The sequence below is a fragment of the Nonomuraea jabiensis genome, assembly GCF_014204795.1.
In the GTDB taxonomy this organism is placed as follows: Bacteria; Actinomycetota; Actinomycetes; order Streptosporangiales; family Streptosporangiaceae; genus Nonomuraea; species Nonomuraea jabiensis.
The window spans coordinates 5,657,211-5,681,947 of sequence record NZ_JACHMB010000001.1; the positions used below are offsets into that span (position 1 = coordinate 5,657,211).

At 69.5% G+C, this 24,737-nt stretch carries 24 protein-coding genes and 1 pseudogene; 13 read left to right on the forward strand and 12 right to left on the reverse strand.

Annotation, left to right across the window (positions count from 1 at the left end):
• Window positions 1–359: 359 nt before the first annotated feature.
• Both ddaH and leuA read left to right on the forward strand, forming a co-directional pair.
• On the forward strand, window positions 360–1,106 hold the full coding sequence (gene ddaH, locus HD596_RS26145) for a dimethylargininase (protein WP_185071946.1): 747 nt from the start codon (window positions 360–362) through the stop codon (window positions 1,104–1,106).
• A gap of 191 nt (window positions 1,107–1,297) precedes the next feature.
• On the forward strand, window positions 1,298–3,004 hold the full coding sequence (leuA, locus tag HD596_RS26150; RefSeq protein ID WP_185071947.1) for a 2-isopropylmalate synthase: 1,707 nt from the start codon (window positions 1,298–1,300) through the stop codon (window positions 3,002–3,004).
• A 144-nt stretch (window positions 3,005–3,148) separates the two neighbouring features.
• Here leuA and HD596_RS26155 read toward each other — a convergent pair whose 3' ends face one another.
• From HD596_RS26155 to HD596_RS26165, 3 genes are all read right to left on the reverse strand, one after another.
• Window positions 3,149–3,478 (reverse strand): hypothetical protein, encoded by a 330-nt coding sequence (locus HD596_RS26155; protein ID WP_185071948.1) that lies wholly within the window; start codon window positions 3,476–3,478, stop codon window positions 3,149–3,151.
• 257 nt (window positions 3,479–3,735) lie between these two features.
• Entirely contained in the window at window positions 3,736–5,943 is a 2,208-nt protein-coding gene (locus HD596_RS26160) for a hypothetical protein (protein WP_185071949.1), read from the reverse strand.
• Window positions 5,940–6,182, reverse strand: coding sequence for a hypothetical protein (locus HD596_RS26165; RefSeq protein WP_185071950.1), 243 nt, complete (start codon window positions 6,180–6,182; stop codon window positions 5,940–5,942). The genes HD596_RS26160 and HD596_RS26165 overlap by 4 nt, the downstream gene beginning before the upstream one ends.
• 436 nt (window positions 6,183–6,618) lie before the next feature.
• Here HD596_RS26165 and HD596_RS26170 point away from each other — a divergent pair, with 436 nt between their 5' ends.
• Window positions 6,619–7,005 carry a hypothetical protein gene (locus HD596_RS26170; protein ID WP_185071951.1) on the forward strand — a complete coding sequence of 129 codons (387 nt, stop codon included), beginning with the start codon at window positions 6,619–6,621 and terminating at the stop codon, window positions 7,003–7,005.
• A gap of 188 nt (window positions 7,006–7,193) precedes the next feature.
• On the opposite strand, the gene HD596_RS26175 is transcribed toward HD596_RS26170, so the two are convergent.
• Both HD596_RS26175 and HD596_RS26180 read right to left on the reverse strand, forming a co-directional pair.
• Window positions 7,194–7,406 carry a DUF397 domain-containing protein gene (locus tag HD596_RS26175; RefSeq protein WP_185071952.1) on the reverse strand — a complete coding sequence of 71 codons (213 nt, stop codon included), beginning with the start codon at window positions 7,404–7,406 and terminating at the stop codon, window positions 7,194–7,196.
• Window positions 7,394–8,174 (reverse strand): annotated as a pseudogene (locus HD596_RS26180) (helix-turn-helix domain-containing protein). The gene HD596_RS26175 and the pseudogene HD596_RS26180 overlap by 13 nt, the downstream one beginning before the upstream one ends.
• Window positions 8,175–8,322: 148 nt before the next feature.
• On the opposite strand from HD596_RS26180, the gene HD596_RS65720 reads away from it, so the two are divergent.
• Window positions 8,323–9,060 carry an ATP-binding protein gene (locus HD596_RS65720; protein WP_185071954.1) on the forward strand — a complete coding sequence of 246 codons (738 nt, stop codon included), beginning with the start codon at window positions 8,323–8,325 and terminating at the stop codon, window positions 9,058–9,060.
• Window positions 9,061–9,087: 27 nt separating this feature from the next.
• Here HD596_RS65720 and HD596_RS62055 read toward each other — a convergent pair whose 3' ends face one another.
• Window positions 9,088–9,231, reverse strand: a complete 144-nt coding sequence (locus HD596_RS62055) for a hypothetical protein (protein WP_246554837.1) — start codon at window positions 9,229–9,231, stop codon at window positions 9,088–9,090.
• Window positions 9,232–9,718: 487 nt separating this feature from the next.
• Between HD596_RS62055 and HD596_RS26195 the strand changes: the two genes are divergently transcribed.
• From HD596_RS26195 to HD596_RS26205, 3 genes are read left to right on the forward strand one after another with little or no spacing between them, the layout of a single operon-like run.
• Window positions 9,719–11,104 carry an MDR family MFS transporter gene (locus tag HD596_RS26195; protein ID WP_185071955.1) on the forward strand — a complete coding sequence of 462 codons (1,386 nt, stop codon included), beginning with the start codon at window positions 9,719–9,721 and terminating at the stop codon, window positions 11,102–11,104.
• Between the two features lie 44 nt (window positions 11,105–11,148).
• Window positions 11,149–13,455 carry a PEP/pyruvate-binding domain-containing protein gene (locus HD596_RS26200; protein ID WP_185078732.1) on the forward strand — a complete coding sequence of 769 codons (2,307 nt, stop codon included), beginning with the start codon at window positions 11,149–11,151 and terminating at the stop codon, window positions 13,453–13,455.
• A 6-nt stretch (window positions 13,456–13,461) separates the two neighbouring features.
• Window positions 13,462–14,052 (forward strand): TetR/AcrR family transcriptional regulator, encoded by a 591-nt coding sequence (locus tag HD596_RS26205; RefSeq protein ID WP_185071956.1) that lies wholly within the window; start codon window positions 13,462–13,464, stop codon window positions 14,050–14,052.
• Here the strand turns inward: HD596_RS26205 and HD596_RS26210 are convergent.
• The 3 genes from HD596_RS26210 to HD596_RS26220 are packed head-to-tail and all read right to left on the reverse strand — an operon-like array spanning window position 14,039 to window position 15,859.
• A complete protein-coding gene (locus HD596_RS26210) occupies window positions 14,039–14,929 on the reverse strand; it encodes a hypothetical protein (protein ID WP_185071957.1) in 891 nt (296 codons plus the stop codon). The genes HD596_RS26205 and HD596_RS26210 overlap by 14 nt on opposite strands.
• Window positions 14,926–15,150, reverse strand: coding sequence for a PadR family transcriptional regulator (locus HD596_RS26215; RefSeq protein WP_185078733.1), 225 nt, complete (start codon window positions 15,148–15,150; stop codon window positions 14,926–14,928). Before HD596_RS26215 ends, HD596_RS26210 begins: the two co-directional genes overlap by 4 nt.
• A 16-nt stretch (window positions 15,151–15,166) precedes the next feature.
• Window positions 15,167–15,859: a TetR/AcrR family transcriptional regulator gene (locus HD596_RS26220; protein WP_185071958.1), complete on the reverse strand. Its 693-nt coding sequence runs from the start codon at window positions 15,857–15,859 to the stop codon at window positions 15,167–15,169.
• A gap of 113 nt (window positions 15,860–15,972) precedes the next feature.
• Between HD596_RS26220 and HD596_RS26225 the strand changes: the two genes are divergently transcribed.
• From HD596_RS26225 to HD596_RS26235, 3 genes are read left to right on the forward strand one after another with little or no spacing between them, the layout of a single operon-like run.
• Window positions 15,973–16,326 (forward strand): YrdB family protein, encoded by a 354-nt coding sequence (locus tag HD596_RS26225; protein WP_185071959.1) that lies wholly within the window; start codon window positions 15,973–15,975, stop codon window positions 16,324–16,326.
• A 2-nt stretch (window positions 16,327–16,328) separates the two neighbouring features.
• Entirely contained in the window at window positions 16,329–17,240 is a 912-nt protein-coding gene (locus HD596_RS26230) for an NAD-dependent epimerase/dehydratase family protein (RefSeq protein ID WP_185071960.1), read from the forward strand.
• Window positions 17,237–18,124, forward strand: coding sequence for a Gfo/Idh/MocA family protein (locus HD596_RS26235; protein ID WP_185071961.1), 888 nt, complete (start codon window positions 17,237–17,239; stop codon window positions 18,122–18,124). The genes HD596_RS26230 and HD596_RS26235 overlap by 4 nt, the downstream gene beginning before the upstream one ends.
• On the opposite strand, the gene HD596_RS26240 is transcribed toward HD596_RS26235, so the two are convergent.
• A complete protein-coding gene (locus tag HD596_RS26240) occupies window positions 18,108–18,929 on the reverse strand; it encodes a trypsin-like serine peptidase (RefSeq protein ID WP_185071962.1) in 822 nt (273 codons plus the stop codon). The two genes, HD596_RS26235 and HD596_RS26240, sit on opposite strands and share 17 nt — an antisense overlap.
• A gap of 260 nt (window positions 18,930–19,189) precedes the next feature.
• Window positions 19,190–19,816, reverse strand: a complete 627-nt coding sequence (locus HD596_RS26245; RefSeq protein ID WP_185071963.1) for a TetR/AcrR family transcriptional regulator — start codon at window positions 19,814–19,816, stop codon at window positions 19,190–19,192.
• Window positions 19,817–19,891: 75 nt separating this feature from the next.
• On the opposite strand from HD596_RS26245, the gene HD596_RS26250 reads away from it, so the two are divergent.
• Entirely contained in the window at window positions 19,892–20,890 is a 999-nt protein-coding gene (locus tag HD596_RS26250) for an MBL fold metallo-hydrolase (protein ID WP_185071964.1), read from the forward strand.
• Between the two features lie 93 nt (window positions 20,891–20,983).
• Here HD596_RS26250 and HD596_RS26255 read toward each other — a convergent pair whose 3' ends face one another.
• Window positions 20,984–22,261 (reverse strand): Glu/Leu/Phe/Val family dehydrogenase, encoded by a 1,278-nt coding sequence (locus tag HD596_RS26255; protein ID WP_185071965.1) that lies wholly within the window; start codon window positions 22,259–22,261, stop codon window positions 20,984–20,986.
• Window positions 22,262–22,468: 207 nt separating this feature from the next.
• Here HD596_RS26255 and HD596_RS26260 point away from each other — a divergent pair, with 207 nt between their 5' ends.
• Together HD596_RS26260 and HD596_RS26265 are read left to right on the forward strand one after the other, a co-directional pair.
• Window positions 22,469–24,016: an alkaline phosphatase D family protein gene (locus tag HD596_RS26260; protein WP_185071966.1), complete on the forward strand. Its 1,548-nt coding sequence runs from the start codon at window positions 22,469–22,471 to the stop codon at window positions 24,014–24,016.
• 5 nt (window positions 24,017–24,021) lie between these two features.
• On the forward strand, window positions 24,022–24,735 hold the full coding sequence (locus HD596_RS26265; RefSeq protein ID WP_185071967.1) for a class I SAM-dependent methyltransferase: 714 nt from the start codon (window positions 24,022–24,024) through the stop codon (window positions 24,733–24,735).
• The last annotated feature ends 2 nt before the right edge of the window (window positions 24,736–24,737 follow it).

Here is a 24,737-nt window from a genome sequence, read left to right on the forward strand (position 1 = left end):
CCTTGGGAAGGGGGAAGGCGCGCCGTCGGCGACGGGATCCGTCGGTGGGGCGCGGTGGCGGGCGGCCGGTGGCGGTGCGGTGGCGGCATCCCTCGGTGAGGCCCGGCGGCGGAGGCCCGGCGGCGACGGCCCGGTGGTGGGGTGCCGTGGCGCGGAGGTCCGATGGCGAGCAAGGGGCCGGGGACGAGGAGGCCGGGCGGCGGCGAGGGTTCGGTGGCGGGGTCCGATGGTGGGGAGTCCAACGGCGGAGGGCGGTGGTGGGGTGCGGAGGTGCAGCGGTGGGGGGTTGGCGGGGCGAGGGGCGGGGAGGGGAGTGGGGTCTTGGGGGAATGGGCGGTGGTGCGTGATAGAACACGGCCATGTCCGGCCTTGCGCTCGTCAGGAAACCCGGCCCCCGGATCGCCGAGGGCATCGTCACCCACATCCAGCGCGAGCCGGTGGACCCGGAACGGGCGCGGCACCAGCACGACGCCTACGTGGGCGCGCTGGCCGCCGCTGGGTGGCGGGTCACGTACGCGCCAGATGCCGACGAGCTGCCCGACGCCCCGTTCGTGGAGGACGCGGTGGTGGTGTCGGGGCGGCTCGCCGTACTGACCAGGCCGGGGGCGCCGGAACGGCGGCCCGAGGTGGAGTCGGTGGCCGCGGCCGTGCGGGAGCTGGGGCTCAAGGCGGTCAGGATCGTGCCGCCCGGCACGCTCGACGGCGGCGACGTGCTGCAGGTCGGGCCCACCGTGTACGTCGGGAGGTCGGCCCGCACCAATGACGAGGGGATCGCGCAGCTCGCGGGCCTGCTGCCGGAGCGCGAGGTCGTGCCCGTGGACATGACCGGCGTGCTGCACCTGAAGTCGGCGGTGACCGCCCTGCCCGACGGGACGCTCATCGGCGATCCACGCCACGTGGACCTGCCGGGGCTGCTCGCGCCGCCGGAGGAGTCGGGCGCGCACGTGGTGCTGCTGGGCGGGGGCCGCGTGCTGATGGCCGCCTCGGCGCCCCAGACCGCCGCAATGCTCGAAAAACGCGGATTTATCGTGACGAAGGTAGATATTTCGGAGTTCGAGCGGCTGGAAGGATGCGTGACCTGCCTCAGCGTCCTGATCCCGGACTGACGGCGACCCGCCATCTTCTCAGGATCCGAGATCCAGGGCAACGCATCCCGAGACGTCTGGTAACGTGCATGGCATGCTGCGTGGGCTGCTTCTTAGCTGCCGCGGCGGGGGCCACTGAGGCCGGCTCCCTCGCCGCGGAGCCAGTCATGCGCGTCGGCCGTTTTCATCAGACCGACGAGGAGCCAGCAGACATGACCGCTCAGCAGCCCAGCCCGATGCCCATCCATCGCTATCAGGCGTTCGAACCCATCCGCCTGACCGACCGCACCTGGCCCGACAAGGTCATCACCAAGGCGCCCCGCTGGTGCGCGGTGGACCTGCGGGACGGCAACCAGGCCCTGATCGACCCGATGGACTCCCACCGCAAGCTCCAGATGTTCGAGCTGCTGGTACGCATGGGCTACAAGGAGATCGAGGTCGGCTTCCCGGCCGCCTCGCAGACCGACTTCGACTTCGTCCGCCAGATCATCGAAGAGGGCCGCGTCCCCGACGACGTGGTCATCCAGGTGCTGACCCAGGCCAGGCCGGAGCTGATCGAGCGCACCTTCGAGGCCATCGAGGGCGCCAAGCAGGCCATCGTCCACCTGTACAACTCGACCTCCACCCTCCAGCGCCGCGTCGTGTTCGGCCTGGACAAGGAGGGCATCACCGCCATCGCCGTCGAGGGCGCCAAGCTGGTCAAGAAGCTCGCCGACGCGACCGACGTCGACGTCTACTTCCAGTACTCTCCCGAGTCGTTCACCGGCACCGAGCTCGAATACGCCGTCGAGGTGTGCGACGCGGTCAACGACGTGTGGCAGCCCACCCCCGACCGCAAGGTCATCGTCAACCTGCCGGCCACGGTCGAGATGGCCACCCCCAACATCTACGCCGACCAGATCGAGTGGATGCACCGCAACCTCAAGCACCGCGACTCGATCGTCCTGTCGCTGCACCCGCACAACGACCGCGGCAGCGCCGTGGCCGCCGCCGAGCTGGGCTACATGGCGGGCGCCGACCGCATCGAGGGCTGCCTGTTCGGCAACGGCGAGCGCACCGGCAACGTCTGCCTGGTCACCCTGGGCATGAACCTGTTCTCCCAGGGCGTCGACCCCGAGATCGACTTCAGTGACATCGACGAGATCCGCCGCGTCACCGAATACTGCAACCAGCTGCCCGTGCACCCGCGCCACCCGTGGGGCGGCGAGCTGGTCTACACCGCCTTCTCCGGCTCCCACCAGGACGCCATCAAGAAGGGCTTCGAGCACCTGGAGCGCGACGCGGCCGCGGCGGGCGTGCCGGTCGACCAGTTCACCTGGGCGGTGCCGTACCTGCCGATCGACCCGAAGGACATCGGCCGCACCTACGAGGCCGTCATCCGCGTCAACAGCCAGTCGGGCAAGGGTGGCGTCGCGTACATCATGAAGGCCGACCACCAGCTCGACCTGCCGCGCCGGCTGCAGATCGAGTTCTCCAAGGTGGTGCAGGCCCGCACCGACAGCGAGGGCGGCGAGATCAGCCCCGCCGCGATGTACGAGATCTTCCGCGACGAATACCTGCCCAACCCGGCCAACCGCTGGGGCCGCCTCAGCCTGATGGCCCACCGCCACGAGTCCACGGTGGACGACAAGGACCGCATCGGCGCCGACGTCCGCATCGACGGGGAGATCCGCGAGATCTCGGGCGCCGGCAACGGCCCGATCTCGGCCTTCATCGACGCCCTGGCGGGGGTCGGCATCCAGGTGCGCGTGCTCGACTACGTGGAGCACGCGATGAGCGCCGGCTCCGACGCCAAGGCCGCCTCCTACCTGGAGTGCGAGGTCGACGGCCAGGTGCTGTGGGGCGTCGGCGTCGACGCCAACACCACGACGGCCTCGCTCAAGGCCATCATCTCCGCGGTCAACCGCGCCTCGCACTGACCTCTGATTCGCTGTAACCGGCCCTGGCACCGACCTGCCGGGCCCGGTTTATCCGGTACGCGCCCACAAGGCCTCGTACCCATCACTCGACCGCGCCCCCACGAACAGCGGGAGGCGCGGTCGAGGTGGTTGCGCGCTGAATTGCTATGTGCCAGGAGTGCAGTTGTACAGCTTGCCGTAGCGTTTTTGGGCGATGCGCATGAGCTCGGTCATATCCTTGAACGCATCCCTGCCTTTGGCGACTTGGGCCAGGTAGATGTCGATCATGCGGTCTTCGTCGCCGCAGCCGAACTTCGCGCTCACCCGGTATGGCTGGTCGGCCAACGGGCTATTCGTCACGTAGGCGGCCATGCCTTCACCAAGTTCTGTAGGAAGTTCGACTCCGCTGTGCCGTGTGTAAACGCTGCGTCTGTCGGTCATGAGGAAGCGTAGATGCTCCTGACCGGTCTCGCCGTCCGCTTGCAGCCAGTTCACTTGAAGAGGCCAAGGTGCTGTGTCAGGAGCCCAGCATTCGCCGCTTTCCGTGCTACCGGCGGTCCTTTCCGCGAGAGGCCGGGTTACCCCGCTCACCAGGCGAAACGCTTCTTCAGGGATGAACTTGCAGATATACGGCGGCACATCCTGGATCAGCTGAGGTGCCCGAGTCGGTGTGGAAACGATGTCGGTCCCCGAGGTGCATGCTGCCATGGATAGAACAAGAGCGATCAGGGCGACAGGCAGACGAGAATTCCTCATCTTCTATCTCCAGTGGATGACGGAATCTGCAGGCCGAGATAATCGTCCACCTCACTGGTCCTGCGGAATGTACCACCGAAACGATCGAGCAGGCCACTGCTTCCGCCTTTGTCTCGGACCCAACGAAGGAACTCGCTGTATTCCTGCGGGCTCATCTCAGCGAAGGGCTTGATCGTCGGTGGTGTTCCGGTCATGAATATCTCCCCTCTCCGGGAGAACTCATCGAGCAAACCCTTGTTCAACAGGGAACTGGCGAGCATCTGCTCCGCCAGTCTCTCCACCGCCAGCCTGTTGTCTCCCAGCGTCCGGTGTGTCTCGTCCAAGCCTCGCCCGCGTTGGGACATCTGCTGGGCGATATGTTCCGCGACTGCGTCATATGCCGTTCCGGCGAGCTTGTCGTATCCCTTGCCGACCAGATCGCCAAATGCCCCGATGGCCAGCTGGCCCACCTGCTTGGCTCCCGGCACCGGCAGTAGTCCTATCGCGTCGCCGACCATGGTCTTCAGCGCTTCGTCCGCTTTCTTGTCGTCCAGTCCCTGGGCGATCAGCACCTGGCGGCGGATCTCCACGATGTGGGAGAAGGGACGTGCCTCTTCCACAGTCCGATCCGTCAGGAACTGCATGATGTCGGCCTTGTCGACTCGCCCGTCCCCGTCGAAGTCGAACTCTTTGACGTCGTCCTTTGTGAAGCCGAGCCGCTCGGCGTTGGAGGCGTTGAGACCGACCGGAGGCAGGGTTCCGAGGGCTGCCCGCATGTGTTCGGTCTGCGCTCGCACCAGCGCCTCGAACCCGGCGTCGTTGGAGGTGGCCAGTGCCAGCGCGTAGGACATGTCCTTGGCTGAGACCTGGCCGAACGTCGCGTGGTTCAGGAGAAGCCGGGAGAGCTGGTCGATGTTGGCGGCGATCGCGCGGCTCAGGGGATAGCTCAGGGCCGCGTACCGATCGAAGGTTTCCCTGTTCTTGATCTCCAGGTTGCCGCTGTCGGCTTTGCTGAAGGCGCCGCGCATCTCGTCGGCGAGGATCTTGGTCATCTCGGCGGCCAGTTTCTTGGAGGTCGCGTCCTGGCCGGTCGTCGCGGTCACCAGCATGTCGCTGATCGGCTTGTAGTCGCCCAGAAAGCGGGAAGCGTCCCACCGGGTCGTCAGCAGATAGTCCAGCACGGACTCCTTCCATCCCGCCGGGGTGTGGTTCAGGAGTGCGTGAGAGGCTTCGCGGCTGGACTTCGCCGCATGGAACAAATCCTCCACCACCGATGCCTGGTTCTTCATGTCCGGGCTGCTCGCCTGCGAGTCCGGCCTGAGCATGGTGCCGAAACCGAGCGTGCCGGCCAGGTCGAGTATGGGGAGTTGAATTCCCCCGAAGGGACGGCCCAGCGCGTCCTTGCCCGCCGCCCATTCGTCCTTGCGCTGTTCGTTCTCGTAGACGATCACGTCGCGCCCGACGACCTCCATGAACTCCTTCGAGAACGGCGGCTTCCCGTCGTGGGCACGCCAGATGAGCGCCTGAGCCTGGTAGCCCGAGTACTTCGTGTCGCCCGCCTTGTGCTCGGCCCGGCCCTCCGTCACCAGCTCCTTGAGGAGGTCATCGCCCATGTACGCGGGATTCTTCGGATCGGTTCCTCTGGCCAGAGCCGTGCTCAGCATGCGCAGGGCCTTCTTGCCTTCGCTGGAAATCCGAGCCATGCGATCACGGTCTCCGTGGACCTGGGCGTCGCGCAACTGCATGGCGAGCGAGCCGGGCAGTCGTGTCACACCCTGGGCGCCGAGTGCGCCGAGGAACGCCTTGACGAACTCCGCGTCCCCGCTCCGCGACGCGTACTTCTCCAGCTCTGCCAGCGCTTTGGCGTCTCCGTACGCGGCCTTCAAGGCGGCACGACCTGCCAATGTCCCGTCCAGCAGCCCTTTGGCGGCGTCCAGGTCGTCAGGCATCTCCAGGAAGCTTCCGGCGGGCGTGCTTCTGCCGAAGGTGACCTTCTGCCGCTGCAGCTCGTGGACCAGTCTCTGCCGCCGCCGCAGGTCCTCGGCCTGGGTGGTGACCCGTCCGGCCAACTGCCGCAGCCGCGCCGCCGGGGAGGTGTCGAGCCCGGCGCTCTGCAACTCGCTGTGCAGCGCCTGCGCCAGCTCCTCCAGCCGCCTGGCCGCCTCGGTGTGCTTGCTCGCCATCGTGTCGAATTCGGGCTGTTTGACCCCGGTGAACTCGGTCATGGCGTGTCCTGAAGCGATGCCAGCTTGGTGTTGGCGCTGTGGACGGCCTGCGTGAGCATGCCCCGCAGCTCCTGCTGGTCGGCGTGGACCTGGGTGCCGAACCGGGTGCCCGTCGGGCCCACCCACGCGTCGTTCTCCATCAGGCGGCAGGAGAGATCGAGCGCCCACCAGTGCTCGTCCGACAGCCGCTGGATCCGCTCCGCCACGGCCCGCATCGCCTGGCGATCGAGGTCGGCCAAGATGATCCCCTCGTACGGCTCGCTGCACCAGAACAGACCAGGAGGCGGCGTCTCCCCAGCGCTCACACCGTAATCAACAACACGTCAACAGAACAAGCTTAAATGCAGTGAAAGGCTTGGCGCGTTCGAGTTTTGTTCGATAATGGGTCGTTCTGTCCGGCCATAGCGTGCCCTCGGCTCATCGCAAAGAGGGAGAGATGCGCGGAGTCAACGTTACGGTCTGGTAGAGATGTGATCTTCCGACGGTCTTGTCGGGTAATAATTGGCCGTGGCCAAGGGGTTTCTCTTCCCCTGACGAAAATGAAATCCGGCGGGCGCTCGTTGAGCATCAACTGAAACAGTTCGGATGGAACCGTGACCACCTGGTCGACGACGGACGGAAACATCCTGGCCGCCGACGGCAAGCCGAGGCAGGAAGCACAACTGCGCGGACTACGTGCTCGAATATCGCCCGGGCCCGCCCATTGCGGTGGTTGAGGTTAAGTGGACCTCTTTCAGCGGCCGAAGACGGCGTCGAGCAGCCAAGCGATACGCCAGAAAGCTGGAGGTGTCCTTCGCCTATGCGACGAACGGGCTGAAGATCCGGGAGATCGACCTCAACCCGGGTCTCATCACGGAGATCGACGCCTATCCTTCACCGGATGAGCTGTGGGCCTGCTACCGCCAGGCGAAGGGCCTTGACGTGCAGCTCGCCACCGACCTCGTCCTCACGCCGTTCGATCAGACACCCAAGAGGTTCGCTGTCCACAAGGGGGTCGAGGCCATCGGGAGAGGCAAAGATCGTGTCCTGCTCGTCTTGGCCAGGTCATGGGCGGACTCATGAAAGCGGTTATGGCGGATGAGCGTGCGTCGCGCTGAAGACCCCGTTGCTGAACAAGGCATCCAACGGGGAGCTTTGAGAAGCAATACGAGGGCGGCCGGCTGTTGATCGGAGGGCTGTTCGGAGAGGGACTCCGAGGAAGGTCTGCGTGAGGCCGAGGATCTTCCTCGGAGGAGAGGGGCTCGTGGTGCCTAGTCGAACTCACCGTTTCTTACGCCGTTGATAAAAGCGTCCCATTCTCCTGAGGTGAAGACCAGCGCTGGGCCGGTGGGGCTCTTGCTGTCACGGACGCCTCGGCGTCCGCCGGACAGCTCGGCAACTTCGACGCAGTTGCCGCCATCGGGGCCCGAGCGGGTGGATTTTCGCCACGTTGCTGCGTTGAGTTCTTGGGTCAGCTCGTCCATCGCTGCAGCGTCTCCTTGATCAGTTCTAGGGATTCGCGTTGGGGCAGTGCGTCGGAGCGAATCGCCTCGTATCTGTATGTTAGGACTCTTACGTCCTCTGGTCGCTCTGTTACTCGGCTCATAACCCCGGCAGACTCCACATATGCCGTGTCAAAGACCCCGTGAGCTTGTGCGATGGCGAATCCGCCGGCAAGACCGGTTGTGGAGTAGGCATTGTGAGGAAGGACCCTGCGCCGACATGACCGTGGGGCTGCCGATCGGTCGATGCAGAAACCCTTCATCGATCACGACCCAGAGCAAAGGTGGTTTGGGGCGCCTGAGGATGCTCTGGCGTTCCATCCGAGCGATCACATGCTCCTCTACCTGTTCAGGTTCCGCGCCCACATCGCCGCTCAGCACCGCTCTGGCGTAATCTTCGATCTGGAGCAGGCCAGGCACGACGAGCGGCTCCCAGGTTCGGATCGCTTCCGCCGTGGCCTCCACGTCGAGCCAGGGGCGGAACCACGGCGGGGCCGATGCGTGGCTGACCATTGGCCAGAGCCGCATCAGTGCCCCCTCTGCCTCCAGCGCCTCGTCGCAGTGGCGGGCGAACTCCTCCGTCGGTGACCGCCGGGCCGTCTCGATCATGCTGATCGTGCCGACGGAGTAGGACACCTCCTTCGACAGGCGGAGCTGGGACCAGCCTCGGGCTTTGCGGTGTCGTCGCAGTTCGAAGCCGAAGGGCGCGGTCGGAGAATCAGCGGGGCATAGTTCGCTTTCCTTTGGCACCTGACCTCCCGGGGGATCGCCACCGTTTCAACGAAGCTTTCACCGAAACAGCTGATGGCTGATTGAAGTCAATTGACTACTTAACGTAGTCGAAGCTTGGGATGGTGGGAAGGCAAACGAGGCTGTCTCTTCGAGGTTTGGTGAAGCCATGAAAACAGCCAGCGCGGAGCCGAGGGTCATCGGTTCGATTCGTCTGGTGGGCATCCGTGAGTCCGTCTCGCACGCCCGCTCCGAAGTGCGCAAATGGCTCGGAGACGACCACCCTTCTGTCGACGACGTCGTGCTGGCGGCATCCGAACTCGTGACCAACGCACTCCGGCATTCAGACGCCAGGCCGTACGACCTCATCGGCCTCACCGTCACCGCGGCGGAGGGCATGGTCTACGTGGAGGTGCTTGACCCGGGTTCGATGTTCTCCGCGCCGCACATCCGGCAGGAACCGGAGGCGGTGGACGGACGGGGGCTGCTGATCATCCGTGAGACTCCCAGGGCTGGGGAATGCGAGAGCATGGCCGCGGGCTTGGTCGTACCGTCTGGTGCGCCATCCAGGCCGTCATTCCTTCCCCTGATCCGCCCGCTCCCGAAACGGTCTCCGGATCGGTCGGCGAACGCGGCTCTGGCTGAACGCAACCAGTCAGGGCCAAGGGCTCCGTCTTCTCATGGAGAGGGAGAGGCGAGAGCCGCCGAGAAACGTCCGGCCTGGGATCTCCCCCCAGCCTCAGGCCGGGCATGGCCCCCGATGGGCGAGCCCATCACACCCTCATTGGGGGCCGTCTCCATACCCCTGGGCGGCTCGGCGGATCGGGCGGGGCGGCGAGTCCGGCGAGTTTCAACGTGCGGTGGTGCAGGGTTTCGGAGCGGATCCGTAGAAACTCCTTGTAGTTGATGCGCGCTCGGGAGGCGGGATCGGGGCTCAGAACCGCAGCTCAGCCCAGCCGATGGTGAGCAGCAGCGGGTTGGTGATCGCAGGGGCGGGGTCGGCCTCTTTCATGAGCGTTCCCACGTGTTTGTAGAGCATCGAGGCGAGGTCGAGCCGGTAGCGCTCGATGGTGGACACGCCGCGCGCGGAGTTTCTCTCCCCGCTCCCGATACAGCACGACGTCGGGGCGGCGGTTGAGTAGCGGTACGTCTCGCAGCCGGAGGTCGACGTCGTTGTTGACGGTGAGGCACTCATGTCCACGGCTCATCGCGTCCCTGGCGTAGCGCTCCAGGGGGTTGGCCAGCCGCCTGCCTGCGCTCTGATGATCGGGAGTGGGAGCCTCGCAGTAGACCACGTAACCGTCTGCGATCTCCTCCGGGAGCTCCTCGTACTCCTCGGCAGTGACCCGGCTGGGTTGAGGGCGGATGCTGTGGAGCCAGCTGTCTTCCGGCAAGGCTGTCATCGGCAACTCCTCGATCGCAGGCGGCAAGGCAAGCGTACGGAGTCAGGGGGTTGGGTGAGGGCTGTTGCCCGGCAGCCTCGCCCTCGGCATTAGTGAACGTTGCGTTTCTTCGAGTTGAATTCTATGCTCCTTAGAGAACGACTCGTTCTCTAAGGAGGCCCCATGCGCGCCGTGCTGTCCGGCCTGATGCTGGCGATGCTGCTGGGCGCGCTCGATCAGACGATCATGGCGCCCGCGCTGCCGGCCGTGGCGGGCAGCCTGGGCGGGCTGGGCCAGATGCCCGCTGTCGTCAGCGCCTACCTCGCCGCCGCCACCGTGGTCATGCCCGTCTACGGCAAGCTTGGCGACCGGTACGGCCGCAAGCCCACCATGCAGGCCGCCATCGTCGTGTTCGTGACCGGGGCCGTGCTGTGCGCGATGGCCACGTCGATGCCCCAGTTCATCGCCTTCCGCGCCGTGCAGGGCCTGGGGGGCGGCGGGCTGATGATCGGGGCGCAGGCGATCATCGGCGAGGTGGTGAGCCCGCGCGAGCGGGGCCGCTACCTCGGGCTCATCGGGGCCATGTACGTGGTAGCCGCCGTGGGCGGGCCGCTGATCGGAGGGTTCTTCGTCGACCGGCTGAGCTGGCGGTGGATCTTCGCGATCTACCCGCCGCTCGGGGTGCTGGCGCTCGTCGTGCTGAGCGTCACCCTGCGGCTGCCGAGACCGCGCGGGCAGGCGGGCCGGGCGCCGCTCGACGTCGCCGGGGCCGTCACGCTGGCCGTCGCCGTGGTCGGGGTGGTCCTGCTGGGGCAGACCAGGAACCCCGTCTACCTCGGCGTGGCGGCCGCCGGGGCGCTGGCGTGGCTGGTCAGCGCCCGGTTCGCCAAGGACCCGATCCTGCCGCTGCGACTGTTCCGCGACCGGGCGTTCGCGGTGCCGGTGTCGATCAGCCTGCTCATCGGGTTCGCGTTGTTCGGGACGATCACGTACATGCCGGCCTACCTGCAGATCGCGCTGCGCTCCAGCGCGACGGGGGCGGGGCTGCTGGTGACGGCGCTGATGGCGGGTGTGCTCGCCACGACCGTCGTGTCCGGGCGGCTGATCACGCGGACCGGGAGGTACCGGCCGTACCCGATCGTGGGCACGGCCGTGGCCGCCGCCGGGCTCGGGCTGATCGGCCTGGCGGGCCGCGACCCGCTGGCGCTGGCCGGCGCGATGCTGGTGACCGGGCTGGGGGTCGGGCTCGTCATGCAGACCATGGTGCTGGCCGCCCAGAACGCCGTGGAGTACGCCGACCTGGGCACCGCCACCTCGTCGGTGACTTTCCTGCGCCAGATCGGCGCGTCCGCCGGGGTGGCGCTGGTGGGCGCGCTGATCACGCTGAGGTCGGGGATCTCCGCCACGAACCCGTCCGACGTCCCCGACAGCATGCGGGACGCCTTCGCCGCGGCCGTGCCGCCGGTTTTCGCGGCCATGGCGCCGCTGCTGGCCGTGGCGTTCTTCCTCGCGCTGGCGCTGCCGGCGCGTCCGCTTCGCACCACCGCCTACGCCGAGGAGAGATCGTGAAACTCGTCGCACCGCTGCACTCCTTCGGCCGGGGCGACCTGGCCATGGCCGGAGGCAAGGGCGCCAACCTGGGCGAGCTCGTCAGGAACGGCTTCCCCGTCCCCGGCGGCTTCGTCGTCACCACCCACGCCTACGACGTGATCGCCCAGGGGCACGGCACGCGGGCGTACTTCGAGCAGGTCGAGCTGCCCGACGAGCTGCGGGAGGCCGTCGCGGGCGCGTACGCCGCCCTCGGCGGCGGGCCCGTGGCCGTGCGCTCCAGCGCCACCGCCGAGGACCTGCCGGGGGCCGCGTTCGCCGGCCAGCAGGACACGTATCTGAACGTCGTGGGAGAGCAGGCGGTGCTCGACGCCGTACGCCGCTGCTGGGGCTCGCTCTGGACCGACCGCGCCGTCGCCTACCGCGCCCGGCTCGGCATCGACGACTCCGAGGTGCGGATCGCGGTCGTGGTGCAGAACATGGTCGAGGCGGACCTGGCGGGCGTCATGTTCACCGCGAACCCGGTCACCGGCGACCGCGCGCAGCTCGTCGTCGACGCCAGCAGCGGGCTCGGCGAGGCAGTCGTGTCCGGCCTGGTCACGCCCGACCACTACGTGATCTCCGACGCCGGCACGGCCTTCACGCCGGGGCGCCGCGAGGTCGTCATCAGGGGCGCGGCGGACGGGGGAGTGACGCGCGAGACAGGCTCGGCCGCTCAGGAGCGCCTGCCCGACGCGGCGCTTGGGGAGCTGGTCAGGCTGGGGAAGGAGGTCGCCGCGCACTTCGGGCGGCCCCAGGACATCGAGTGGGCGTACGCGGGCGGTCGCGTCCACCTGCTGCAGGCCCGGCCCATGACCGCGCTCCCGCCGCCCCCGGTCGGGAGGCTCAACCGGGTCCAGCGCCGCATCGCCACCGTTCTGATGGAGTACCTCCCGGAACGGCCCTATCCGATCGACATGACGACCTGGATCCCGTACGGGCCCGTCGGGCTGATGGCCAGGGTGGCGGCCAGCTTCGGCATGGCCGGCGTGTTCGACGGGTTCCTCCGGGAGGAGGACGGCGTCGTCTACCAGCTCGTTCCGCAGAAGCCGCGCCCCACCCTGAAGCTGCCGGCCGTCCCGTTCAGTCTGCTGGCCAGGGCCAGGAGGTTCGACCCCGCCCGCTGGACCGAGGACCCGCGCTTCCGCGCCTACCTCGCCGGGGTCAGGGAGCTGGCCGCCCGCGACCTGGCGGAGCTGCCGTGGGCGGAGCTCGTCCGCGTGCCCAGGCAGGCCCTGGACCTCGTGGGTCCGGTGACCGGCCTGCGCACGGACTACCTGCCCGGCACCGGCCTCGCGCTGCTGCGGCTGCTGGTGGCGGTCAAGCTGCTCGGGCGCGGCCGGCTCTTCGGCGACCTGCTGCACGGGGCGCGTACCCGCACCACCGACGCCAACCAGGCGCTGGAACGGCTGGCCGAGCTGGCCAGGCGGACGGGCGCGCTCGACGGGGGCCCGAGGCCGGCCGAGTTCGAGGAGGGGCTGCGGGCGTTCCTGGCCGAGTACGGCCACCGCGAGACCTCGAGCCCGATCCTCGTCACCACGCCCACCTGGTCCGACGCCCCCGGGACCGTCATCGACCTGATCAAGGTGCTGGCCGCCGGGCCGCCCGCGCGGAAGGACGGCGACGACGCCCTCGGCCGGCTGCTCCGCCACCCGTGGCTGAAGGCCGCAGGTCGCGCCCGGATGCGGCGGTGGGTGGAGGCCGCGCGCGCGGGCGTCGCCTTTCGCGAGGACAGCCACTTCTCCTTCATGATGCCGCAGCCCATCCTGCGCAGGTCCCTCCTGGAGATCGGCCGCCGCCTGCGCGGGCAGGGCCTGCTCGACCGGCCGGAGGACGTCTTCCACCTGCGGCTGCCGGAGCTGGAGGCCATCCGCGACGTGACCGCGATGGCCGGCGCGGACCGGGAACGGCTGCGCGAGACGGTCAGGGCGCGGGCGGCCAAGCGGGAGGAGCTGTCGGGCGTGCGGCTGATCGACCCCGCGGCCGTCTTCCCCGTCCGCGAGACGGGGGACGCGCTGGTCACCGGCGCGCCGGCCAGCGGCGGCGTGACGACCGGGCCGGTGAAGGTGATCAGGGAGCCGAGCGAGTTCGCCAGGCTGGAGAGCGGCGACGTGCTCGTCTGCCCGTACACGAACCCGTCGTGGACGCCCCTGTTCCAGCTGGCGTCGGCCGTGGTCGTGGACGCCGGCGGCGCGGCCTCGCACGCCGCGATCGTGGCCAGGGAGTACGGCATCCCGGCCGTCATGGGCACCGGCAGGGCCACCTCCGTGCTGGTGGACGGCCAGCCGGTGACCGTGAACGGCGACACCGGTCGCGTCACCCGCGCTCTCTAAAATGCCATGGTGACCGACCACCGCAAGCTGCCGCGACGCCGGGGCGAGGCGCTGAACGCCGCGATCTTCCAGGCGACGCTCGACGAGCTGGCCGAGGCCGGCTACGCCGGGCTGACCATGGAGCGCGTCGCCGAGCGGGCCAAGGCCAGCAAGGCGTCGCTCTACCGGCGCTGGCCCACCCGCATCGAGCTGGTGATGGACGCGGTCTACAACTCGCTGCCCACCCCCGGGTCGGCGCCAGACACCGGCAACCTGCGCGACGACCTGGTGGCCATGCTCAGGATGACGTCGAAGGCGCTGTCGGGCCCGGCGGGCGAGGCCATGCGAGGGCTGCTCGGCGAGGCGCTGAGCAGCGGCTCCCCGCTGCGCGCCCTGCGCAAGGACTCCCAGAGCACCAGCAGGAGGCTGATGGCGGAGGTCGTCGGCCGGGCGGTCGAGCGCGGTGAGGTCGCCCCCGAGGCCGTCACCCCGCGCCGCCTCGACGCCGGTCACGCCCTGCTGCGCCACCACTTCCTCTTCGAGGGCTCGCCCATCCCCGACGAGCTCGTCGTCGCGATCGTGGACGAGGTGCTGGTGCCGCTGTTCACGCGGGGCTGAGCCGGCCCATCACGGTCCTGCCACGCCTGATCGCGCTCCTCGCCACCAGTGCGGCCATCCACACACTCACCAGCGCGCTCGTCGTCACTGTCCCCACGAACGACCACCACACGTTCTCCCGGCCCATCACCAGCAGAATCGCGACAGGCACCCAGGCGAGCGTGTTGCAGATGGCCGCCGTCGCGAGGACCTGGCCCGTGCGGCGCACCTCGGCGCCGAACGCCGGCGAGTCCGCCGCCGTCATGGGCAGCGCCAGCACCAGCGCCATGATGGGCGGGACCAGGAAACCACCGACCATCGCCTCGCCCAGCGGTCCGGTGGGATAGCCCACGTCCAGGTACGCCGTGCTGACGAAGCCGAGGCCGACCAGCCCGACGGGGATGACGAGCGCCACGGCCGTCACGATCACTGTCCGCGCCGTCATCCGGTTGATCGGATCCTGTGCGGAACGCCGCCGGGCCGCGAAGCAGGCGGAGAGCAGCGGCGTCACCGAGAGCACGGCCATGGCGCCCGCCCCGGCGTGGAGCAGCCGCGCCAGGTCGTGCAACTGGGTGGCGATCGAGCCCGCGCCCGCCGCCCCGGCCCATGCGCCACGCATGCTGACCAGGTCGGCCGTGTCGCGCAGGCCAGGGTTCCACAGGAGGAGGAGCGCCGCCCCCATGCAGGCCAGGACCGCCGCGAACGGAACCGTCAAGGTCCCGGCCGCCGGGCCACGCCGGTGGTGCAGCCACGCGTCCGCCGCGCCCGAGACCAGGTCGAGCACCGTGCGCACGCCTGCCGGGCGCGAGGCGACCAGGTCGGCGACCTCCTCGCCGTAGCGCTCCCGCCACGCCCTCGGGTAGAGCGTGAGCATCGCCATCGCCACCGCGCGCATCATGCGAGCCCCCAAGCCGCTCCCGTGCGCCTGGCACCTGCCTGCTCGATGCGGCGCAGGGTGGCGAGCTGCTCGCCCAGCGCCGAGCGTCCGCTCTCGGTGAGCCGGTACGGCTTGCGCCGCTCGGCCGACTCGACCGGCTCGATCCAGCCGCGCTCCTCCAGCCGCATCAGCGCCCCGTAGAGCGTGCCGGGCTCCAGCGAGGTTCCCGAGAACTCCTCGATGTCGCGTGTTTAAGTCTTACTGAGCAAGCCCGAACGTCGAGCCCGCCAGCCGCATCGAGTGCTCGAACGCCGCCCGCCGGTTCTCGATCGTGTTGTTGAACTGGCCGAACACCTCGAAGTTGACCCACCCGTACAGCGCGGTCCACGCGGACAGGCCGCGCCAGAGCAGGTCGTCGGGCACGCCGGGCATGAGCCCGCGGAACGCCTCCACCTCCGGCGCCAGCTCGCGCGGGGCCTCGCCGGGAGGGGGTTGGAGCGCGCCCGCGGCCCAGGCGTCGGAGAGGATGCGGCCCAGCACGGTGACGTCGCGCACCCGGGCCGCGATCGTGTCCTGCGGCGCCTGGTAGCCGGGCACGGGGGAGCCGTAGAGCAGCGCGTACTCGTGCGGGTGTGCCAGCGCCCAGTCGCGTACGGCGTGGCAGGCCGTCATCCACCGGCGCGGGTAGTCGTCCTGCCGGCACGCGGCGTCGGCGCGCTCCACGCTCTCGCCGAGCGCGTTGTAGCCATCGATGATCAACGCGGTCAGCAGGTCGTCACGGCTCGGGAAATAGCGGTAGATGGCCGAGGAGACCATGCCCATCTCCCGGGCGACCGCCCGCAGCGACAGGCCCCCGGCGCCCTCGGTGGCGAGCTGGCGGCGCGCGATGTCGGTGATCTCCCTGGTGAGCTCCGCCCTGACGCGTTCTCTGGCGGTACGGCTGGCTGTCATGAAAGCAGGCTATCAGAGCGGTGCAAGAAAACGAGAGCACTGCTCTTGACGATCGCCGCTCTTTTGAGAGAGCATTGCTCTCGTAAGCGAACGACAGTTCACGGAGGACCGAAATGCTCGGCATCGTCAAAGGCGCCAACGCCACTCTGATGTTCTTCCTGGAGCTCGGCGTGCTGGCCTCCGTGGGATACTGGGGCTTCACTCTGAGCGCCGCCTGGTGGATCAAGCTGCTGGCCGGGGTGGGCGCCCCGGCGCTGTTCATCGCCGCCTGGGCGCTGTTCGGGGCGGGCGGGGGCGCCAACGCCACGTTCCCCCTCACCGGCCTGGCCCGCGCCGCGCTGGAGATCCTCTGGTTCGGCGGGGGCGCCGCCGCGCTCTACGCCTCCGGCCTGGTGACCCCGGCCGTCGTCTTCTTCGCTGTGTTCGTCGTCAACGCGGTTCTCCGCATCGTCTGGAAGCAGGTCTGATCATGGGTAAGCACGTCGTCGTGGGCTCCGGCCAGGTCGGTACGCATGTGGCCGCCAAGCTTCTCGCCCAGGGGCACGAGGTCACCGTCGTGACCCGCTCGGGCAGCGGTCCCGAAGGGGCCGTCAAGGTGGCCGCCGACATCTCGGACAAGGCCCGGCTGATCGAGGCGGCCAAGGGGGCCGACGTCCTCTACAACTGCGTCAACCCCAAGTACCACCGCTGGCTCACCGACTGGCCGCCGATGGCCGAGTCGTTCCTGGCCGCCGCCGAGGCGAGCGGCGCCGTGTACGTGATGCTCGGCAACCTCTACCCGTACGGGCCCGTCAGCGGCCCCATGACCGAGGACCTGCCCCTCGCCTCCGCCAACCCCAAGTTCCGGGTGCGGGCGAAGATGTGGCGGGACGCGCTGGCCGCGCACGAGGCGGGCCGGATCAGGACGACCGAGGTGCGCGGCTCCGACTTCTTCGGCCCGGGCGCCAGCGACCAGTCCTACCTCGGCGACCGGTTCATCGTGCCGCTCAGGGCGGGCAAGGCCATCCAGCTGGTCTACCCCCCGGACATGCCGCACAGCTGGACCTACCTGCCCGACGTGGCGGACGCGCTGATCGTGGCCGGCGGCGACGAGCGGGCCTGGGGCCGGCCGTGGCACGTGCCCACCGGCGACCCGCTGAGCTTCCGCCAGATGGGGGAGCGCATGGCCGCGCTGCTCGGGCGGCCCGCGCCCAGGTTCGCACGGCTCCCGTGGCCGCTGGTCAGGGTGGCCGGCCTGTTCTCGCCCATGCTCGGGGAGCTCGGCCACGTCAGGTACCAGTTCACGGCGCCGTTCGTGCTCGACTCCTCGGCCTTCCAGACCACCTTCGGTGTCGCGCCTACGCCGATCGAAGTGGCGCTCAAGGCTACGCTCGAGGCGTGAAGATAGCCGTGATCGGCCTGGGCGACATCGCGGAGAAGGCGTACCTGCCCGTGCTCGCCGCCCAGCCCGCCCTCGACCTGCACCTCTGCACGCGCAACCGGGCTCGCCTGGATCGGCTCGGCGACACCTACCGGATCGCCGGGCGGTCCACGAGCGTGGACGAGGTGATCAAGGCGGGGGCCGACGCGGCGTTCGTCCACGCGGCCACCGAGGCGCACCCGCAGATCGTGGAACCCCTGCTCAACGCGGGGATCCACGTCTACGTCGACAAGCCGATCGCCTACACGCTCCAGGACTCGGAGCGGCTCGTACGGCTCGCGGAGAGCGTGGGGAGGTCGCTGATGGTCGGCTTCAACCGCCGGTACGCGCCCGGATACGCCGGGCTCGCCGCCCATCCCCGGCACCTCGTCCTCATGGAGAAGAACCGCGACAACCAGCCCGACGAGCCGCGCCGGGTGATCTTCGACGACTTCATCCATGTGGTGGACACCCTCAGGTTCCTCGCCCCCGGCCCCGTGACCGGCACCAGGAGCAGGACCCGCGTCAAGGACGGCCTCCTCGAGCACGTCGTCCTGGAGCTGACCGGCGACGGCTTCACCGCCATCGGCGTCATGAACCGGGCGAGCGGGGCGAGCGAGGAGACCTGCGAGGCCATGGGCGACGGCGCCAAGCGCCGCGTGGCCAACCTCGGGGACGTCGTCGACTACCGGGGCGGCGAGACGCTCGCCCGTCGTCCCGACTGGGTGCCGGTGGCCAGGCAGCGCGGCATCGAGCAGATCTGCCTCGACTTCCTCGCCGCCGTGCGCGAGGGCCGCCGGATCGCCGCCGACGACGCCCTGGCCACCCACGCGCTCTGCGAGGAGATCGTCAGCCGGGCAGCTTGAGCATCTCCTTGTCGGCCCTGGCGAGCATCCGCCCGAACACCGACCCGCCCAGCCTGGTCAGCACGGTGTAGCCCTGGGTGTCGCTCATCGGGCTGGACGACGACACGACGCCGGCCAGCGCGTCGCCGTACAGGGCGGGACCGCCGCTCCCGCCGGCGGCGGCGTGGCAGTTGTGCGTGATCATCAGCCCGGGCCCCTCGGACAGGCCCTCGCTCGCGTCGCCCACGCACCGGTACATCTTCGTGCCCGGATAGCCCTTGCCCGCCGGATAACCGAGCAGTTCGAGCCCGCGCAGCTTCGTGCCCCTGGTGGTGGGCATCGGCCGCAGGCCCTTGCCGGTGACGGCCTCCAGCGGGCGCTCGCGCCGCGCCACACCGACCAGGCCGACGTCGTACGGCAGCAGACTCGGCGAGTACGGCTCGGTGCGCCACTTGGCGGGCACCCACACGCGCACGGCCGGCCAGACCCCCAGCTTCGGCTGCCCCAGGTCGTAGCCGGGCAGGAAGGTCACCTGCTGGAGCGAGCGGCCGTGCTGGTGGAGGCAGTGCGCCGCGGTGACCACCAGGCTGCGGCTGCGCGAGCCGATCACCGTGCCGCCGCACAGCACGTTCGTCCGCGTCACGGGGTCGCGGCCGAGCAGGACCCCCGTGAGGCGCCGCGCCCCCGTGTAGGGGCGCGGGACCGGCGCGTAGCCCAGGCGGTCGCCGTCGGGGGTCAGGACGCGCGGGACGGGGACGTTACGTTGCGACACCTCGGCGACGGCGGTGGGGTCGAGCAGGACCAGAGACAGCACCAACCTGAGCACACTCCCACCTTAAGGTGACGATGATCAGTGCTCTGACCTGCGACATCAATCTTTACCTCAACTTGTGTACCGAGAGCCCAGCGCGCGCAGCCGGGCGTGCGCCCACGGTCGGCGGGATCGTCCCGCCGTCGCCGAGCGCGTCGCCGACGTGGGCTGGGGTTCCTTGTGGGCGAAGGGCAGGGCCGCGCAGTGGGACGGTCCGTCGCCGTCGAGGGGTGGGGTTCCTTGGGGGAGAAGGGCGGGGGGCGTTGTGGAGGGGGTCAGCGGGTGAGGGTTCTGGCGAACAGGGCGGCGTGGGCCTGGATGCGGTCGCGGGCGCGCTCGCGCTGGGCCTGCGTGGCCTCCCCGTGCAGCCACAGCAGCCGGGCGTGGGCGATCGGGGCCAGCAGGGCGTAGGCGAGGTCGTCCGGACTGCCCAGGTCCGTACGGATCCGCTGCTCCGACTGCCACCGCGCGAACACCTCGGCGAGATGGCCCAGTACGTTCTCGATGCCCGCGGCGAGTGTCTCGTCGTGGATCAGGCCGTCACGTGAGACCAGGCTCATGACCTGCCTGGACCGCGGGGTGTCCCACGCGGCCAGCAGCCGGGCCGCGAACGACTCGACGAAGGCCGCCGGCTCGTCCGGGGCCTCGTCGAGCGCCACGTCGGCCGCCTGCGGGCCGGCCAGGGACATGGCCGCGTCGTAGATCGCCTGCTTGCCGGCGAAGTGCGCGTAAAGGACGCTCTCGCTCAACCCCACCTCTCTGGCGATGGCCCTGATCGAGGTGCCCGCGTACCCCTTCTGCGCGAACAGGCGCAGTGCGGCGTCCAGGAGTGCGGCCTTGGTGTCGCCGGCCTCGGCCTTGGAAGGACGGCCCGGGCGGCGGCCGCTGGTGATGCTGCTCACGAGGACATCCAATCACCTTGAAAAATAATCGCTCGTTCGATTAGTTTAAAGGCACGGAGAGAGATGGGAGCGGAAATGTTCACTTCGCGGATTCCCGAGCGTGAGATCGCCGAGCGGCCGGCCGGTTACGGCGGGCCGAACCTGTCGCCGGTGGGTCTGGAGCTGGTGCCGCACGCGTTCGCGGAGGGCGTGTACGCGTTGATGGCGAACCTGCCGCCGAAGGACAACAACGGGGTGGTGGCCGGGCGGAACGCGGCGCTGGTCGTCGACGCCGGGATCACGCCCGAAATTTCGGCAAAAATCCAGGGGGTCGCCGCGGGCCTGACCGACCGGCCCCTCCGCTACCTGGTCAACACCACGTACCACGGCGATCACAGCTTCGGGAACGCCGCGTTCCCCGACGAGGTCGTCGTCGTCTCGTCCCGGGCGAACCGCGACAACATGGCCGACCTCGCGTACGAGAAGCAGACCAGGTCGGCGAACATGTACGGCGACGACGCCCTGCTCGACGCGGTCACCACGTGGCGCCGGCCCGACCTCGTGTTCGACGCGTACGCGGAGATCGACCTCGGCGGGCGCGTGGTCCAGCTGCACCACTTCGGCCCCGGCAACGGGCCGGGCGACACCGTCGTGTACGTCCCCGACACCCGTACCGCCTGGACCGGCAACTTCCTGTGTCACGCGGGCACGGCCCACATGCTGCTCCAGGGCGGTCCCGAGCCGTACCTGGGGTCGTTGCGCAGGATGCGCGAGGCGCTGCCCGAGCTGGAGACCATCGTCCCGGGTCACGGTCCGATGGGGGACGGGCCGGCGGCGGTGGACGCCCTCATCGGATATCTGGAGCGACTGCACGACGAGGTGCTGGCCGCCGTGGAGGCCGGGCGCAGCCTGGAGGAGGCGTACGCGGCCTGCACCGATCCGTGGGCGGAGGCGCTCGATCCCGGCCTGGCGGCGGCCCTGGCCCGTTATCCGGTGCCGCGGGGTCTGGCCGAGCAGGGGATGCTCGCCCTCTGCCGGGACCTCCACCGGCTGAACATCCTTGCCACGTACCGCCTCTACGAGCAGCACCGGTAGGCGTCCAGCGTGTCGGGCGTCCTTCGGGGGAGGGGTGGGCGCGCGGTGGTGGCGCGCGCCCACCGTCGTTCAGCCGGTGGGGCTGAGGTGTGGTTACGGGTAGAGGCCGCGGAGCTGGTGGGCCTCGACGACGCGGCCCACGCCGATGACGTGTGCCGCCTGGCGGAGCGTCAGGCCGCGTTCGGCCGCCACCGACTTCACCTCGGCGAAGGCCTCCAGCATGAGCTCGCGCAGCTTGAGCTCGACCTCCTCGGCGCTCCACGAGTAGGCCTGCAGGTTCTGCACCCACTCGAGGTAGGACACGATCACCCCGCCCGCGTTGGCGAGGATGTCGGGCACCACCGTGGTGCCGTTGGCCGTCAGGATCTCGTCGGCCTCGGGCGTGGTGGGGCCGTTGGCGCCCTCCACGATCAGCCGGGCGCGGATCCGGGGCGCGTTGGCCTCGGTGATCGCACCTTCGAGGGCCGCCGGGACGAGGATGTCCACGTCCAGCTCCAGCAGCTCGTCATGGGTCAGCGCGTCGGCCTCGCGGAAGCCGCGCACGCCCCCTGCCTCGGCCGCGTACGCGACCAGGGCGGGGATGTCGAGGCCGCCGCAGGCGTACACGGCGCCCGTGACGTCGGAGACGGCCACCACCTTGCAACCCGCGTCGGCCAGGAACTGCGCGGCCGGCGCGCCCACCTTGCCGAAGCCCTGCACGGCGACGGTGCTGCCGGCGGGCGAGCGGCCGAGCGCGGCCAGCGCCGCGATCTGCACGCCGCGCGAGGTGGCGGACAGGCGTCCGTGCGAGCCGCCCAGCGTCTTCGGCTTGCCGGTGACGACGCCGGGCACCGGGAAGCCGGTGTGGACGCTGTAGGTGTCCATGATCCAGGCCATGGTCTGCGCGTCGGTGCCGACATCCGGAGCCGGGATGTCCTGGTCAGGGCCGATCAGCGGCATGACCTCGTTGACGTAGCGGCGGGTCAGGCGCTCCCGCTCGCGCTCGGTGAGTGTGGACGGATCCACGGCCACGCCGCCCTTGGCGCCGCCGTACGGGATGCCGACCAGCGCGCACTTCCACGTCATCCACATCGCGAGCGCGGTGACCTCGTGGATGTCGGTGTCCGGATGAAAACGGAGCCCGCCCTTGGCGGGTCCTCGCGAGACGTTGTGCTGGACGCGGAAGCCCTGCACGACGTCCATGCGGCCGTTCTCGCGCCGGACCGGCACCGAGACGGTCAGCGACCGCCGCGGCGTGGCCAGCATCGTGCGGAGCCCGTCGTCGAGTCCGAGCTGCTCGGCGGCCTGGTCGAGCTGGTGGAGTGCGGAATCGAGGGCCTGGCGGCCCGGGGTGATCAGGGCCGGCGTCTTTGACGGCACCATGATGCTCATGGAAGAGAATCCTCCTGCTATGACGCCCTTTTTAAAGAGGGAAGCGCCATTGCCTCCCACTTTGGGCGTTGTTGTCTCGATCATCCTAAGGCGGAGGGTTTGACCTTGCCTAGCAGTCGATGAAATCCCGAGGTGCTGTGGACCGTGCCACTCTGGCAGGCTTGCGTCCGGTCAGTGTGCCGAATCGTGAATATCTCGGGGAGTGAGATGCCCGCACTCGTGATGGGGCCGATGCTGCGATACGTGGACTCGGTCAGCGCCTCGATCTGGGTGGAGACCGCCGAGCCCTGCACAGTCACCATCGAGGCGGACGGCAGGTCTTACCGGTCGCCTACCTTCACCGTGCACGGTCACCACTACGCGATCGTGGATCTCGTTGAACTCTCCCAGGATATCGGGTCGTATTCGGTGAGGCTCGACGGGGAGCAGGTATGGCCTCTGGCGGGTCGGCCGCCGAGCCGGATCCGGCTGCTGCCCGCCGACGGGGTGCGCAGGCTGGCGTTCGGCTCGTGCCGCACCAGCGTCCCGCATGACGCCGCGCACCTCCTCACCCACGGCGACGACGTTCTGCGCGCGTACGGTGAGCACCTCCCCACCGCGGACGACGAGGAGTGGCCCGACCTGCTGGTGCTCCTCGGCGACCAGGTCTACGCCGACAACCCCTCGCCCGCGATGCTCGACTACATCCGCGCCCGCAGGAGCACCGAGCCGCAGAGGGAGATCGCCGACTTCGAGGAGTACGCCGAGCTCTACCGCCTGGCCTGGACCGACGAGGAGATCCGGTGGCTGCTGTCCACCGTCCCGTCCGCGATGATCTTCGATGACCACGACCTGCGTGACGACTGGAACACCTCGCAGCCCTGGCGCGAGCAGATGGCCGCCGTGCCGTGGTGGCAGCGCCGCGTCGTCGCGGGGCTGGGGGCGTACTGGATCTATCAGCACCTCGGCAACCTCTCGCCGGCCGAGCGCGCGGAGGACCCGCTGCTGCGCAAGCTGATGGACGGCGACGGCGGCGCGGCCCTGGACGAGTTCGCGGAGAAGGCCGACGCCGAGCCGAGCAGCAACCGCTGGAGCTACGCCCGCGACCTCGGCAACGCCCGCCTGATCATGGTGGACACCAGGTGCGCCAGGCAGCTCACGCCCGGCGACCGCCGCATGCTCGACCCGGGGGAATGGGCCTGGCTGGAGGAGCAGGTCGCCGCCCCGGCCGAGCGGCTGATCATCGGCTCGTCGATCCCGTTCCTCCTCCCCGAGGGCGTCCACGGCGTGCAGAACTGGAACGAGGCCCTGTGCGACGGCCGGTGGGGCCCTCTCGCGCGGCGGTGGTCGGAGAAGTTCCGCCAGGCCATCGACCTGGAGCACTGGGCGGCGTTCCGGCGTTCGTTCGAGGACTTGTCGAGGCTGCTGGCGAAGGTCGGCAAGCCCGTGCTGATCCTCTCCGGCGACGTCCACTACTCCTACCTGGCCAAGGCCGGGGCTGGGCAGATCTACCAGATCGTCTGCTCGCCGATCCGCAACCCGCTGAGCCGCATGCTGCGCTGGGCCAACGTGTTCACCCAGTTCTCGATCGCCACGCTGGTCGGCGGCCTGCTGGCGCGGCTGGCGGGCATCCCGAAGCCGCCGTTCAGGTGGCGGGTCACGAACGGGCCCTGGTTCCAGAACGCGGTGGCCACGCTGACCCTGCCCGACGAGGTCACCTGGTACGAGTCCGTCGGCGATGCGGTCAGGCCGATCGACTCCGTCCGCCTACGCTGAAGCGCATGCACAAGGATGATTACGCCGCCGCCGTGCCGTTCTACGACCTCTGGCACGAGGACGGGCATGTCCCGATGGTGCGGGAGCTGCTTCCCCTGCTGCTGAAGGGGGTGCGGCGGAGCGTGCTCGAGATCGGCGCGGGCACCGGCCTGATCACCGAGCTGCTGGCCAGGGAGACGCCGGCCGAGATCTTCGCCGTGGAGCCGTCACTGGGCATGCGCTCGGTCCTGGTCTCCCGCCTGGCCTCCGACCCCGCGACGCTGCGGCGGGTGACCGTGCTGCCTTATGGGGCGCTCGACGTGGAGGTGGACGAACCGGTCGAGGCGATCGTGATGATCTCCGTCCTGCAGAGCTTCGACGCGGAGGAACGGGCCGCGCTGTGGCAGGTGCTGGGCAGGCAGCTGGAGCCGGGCGGGCGGCTGGTGTTCAACTGGCGGGAGCGGTCCGCGCCGGTGCCGGGCGATCTCGAGGTCCTGGGGTCGTACCAGGTCGGCAGGCACGCGTACGAGGTGGCCGGGCAGGTGCTGGAGGCCGAGGGGGAGAGCGTCACCACGCGCTTCGTCTACCGGATCAGGCAGCACGGCGTGGCCATCAGCGAGGACGAGGTGGTCCTCACCAACCACTGGCCCGCCCGGGCCCGGCTGGTCTCGGAGCTGGAGACCGCGGGCTTCACCCCGGAGCCGGCTCCGGAGGGGATGGAGGTGTGGCGCCTCCCGTAGCC

Bases quoted from the DNA above. Each gene is read 5' to 3' on its own strand.
- ddaH (WP_185071946.1), top strand. From the start codon at position 360: ATGTCCGGCCTTGCGCTCGTCAGGAAACCCGGCCCCCGGATCGCCGAG.
- leuA (WP_185071947.1), top strand. From the start codon at position 1,298: ATGACCGCTCAGCAGCCCAGCCCGATGCCCATCCATCGCTATCAGGCG.
- HD596_RS26160 (WP_185071949.1), bottom strand. From the start codon at position 5,943: ATGACCGAGTTCACCGGGGTCAAACAGCCCGAATTCGACACGATGGCG.
- HD596_RS26175 (WP_185071952.1), bottom strand. From the start codon at position 7,406: ATGGACGAGCTGACCCAAGAACTCAACGCAGCAACGTGGCGAAAATCC.
- HD596_RS65720 (WP_185071954.1), top strand. From the start codon at position 8,323: ATGAAAACAGCCAGCGCGGAGCCGAGGGTCATCGGTTCGATTCGTCTG.
- HD596_RS26195 (WP_185071955.1), top strand. From the start codon at position 9,719: ATGCGCGCCGTGCTGTCCGGCCTGATGCTGGCGATGCTGCTGGGCGCG.
- HD596_RS26200 (WP_185078732.1), top strand. From the start codon at position 11,149: ATGGCCGGAGGCAAGGGCGCCAACCTGGGCGAGCTCGTCAGGAACGGC.
- HD596_RS26205 (WP_185071956.1), top strand. From the start codon at position 13,462: ATGGTGACCGACCACCGCAAGCTGCCGCGACGCCGGGGCGAGGCGCTG.
- HD596_RS26210 (WP_185071957.1), bottom strand. From the start codon at position 14,929: ATGATGCGCGCGGTGGCGATGGCGATGCTCACGCTCTACCCGAGGGCG.
- HD596_RS26220 (WP_185071958.1), bottom strand. From the start codon at position 15,859: ATGACAGCCAGCCGTACCGCCAGAGAACGCGTCAGGGCGGAGCTCACC.
- HD596_RS26225 (WP_185071959.1), top strand. From the start codon at position 15,973: ATGCTCGGCATCGTCAAAGGCGCCAACGCCACTCTGATGTTCTTCCTG.
- HD596_RS26230 (WP_185071960.1), top strand. From the start codon at position 16,329: ATGGGTAAGCACGTCGTCGTGGGCTCCGGCCAGGTCGGTACGCATGTG.
- HD596_RS26250 (WP_185071964.1), top strand. From the start codon at position 19,892: ATGTTCACTTCGCGGATTCCCGAGCGTGAGATCGCCGAGCGGCCGGCC.
- HD596_RS26255 (WP_185071965.1), bottom strand. From the start codon at position 22,261: ATGAGCATCATGGTGCCGTCAAAGACGCCGGCCCTGATCACCCCGGGC.
- HD596_RS26260 (WP_185071966.1), top strand. From the start codon at position 22,469: ATGCCCGCACTCGTGATGGGGCCGATGCTGCGATACGTGGACTCGGTC.
- HD596_RS26265 (WP_185071967.1), top strand. From the start codon at position 24,022: ATGCACAAGGATGATTACGCCGCCGCCGTGCCGTTCTACGACCTCTGG.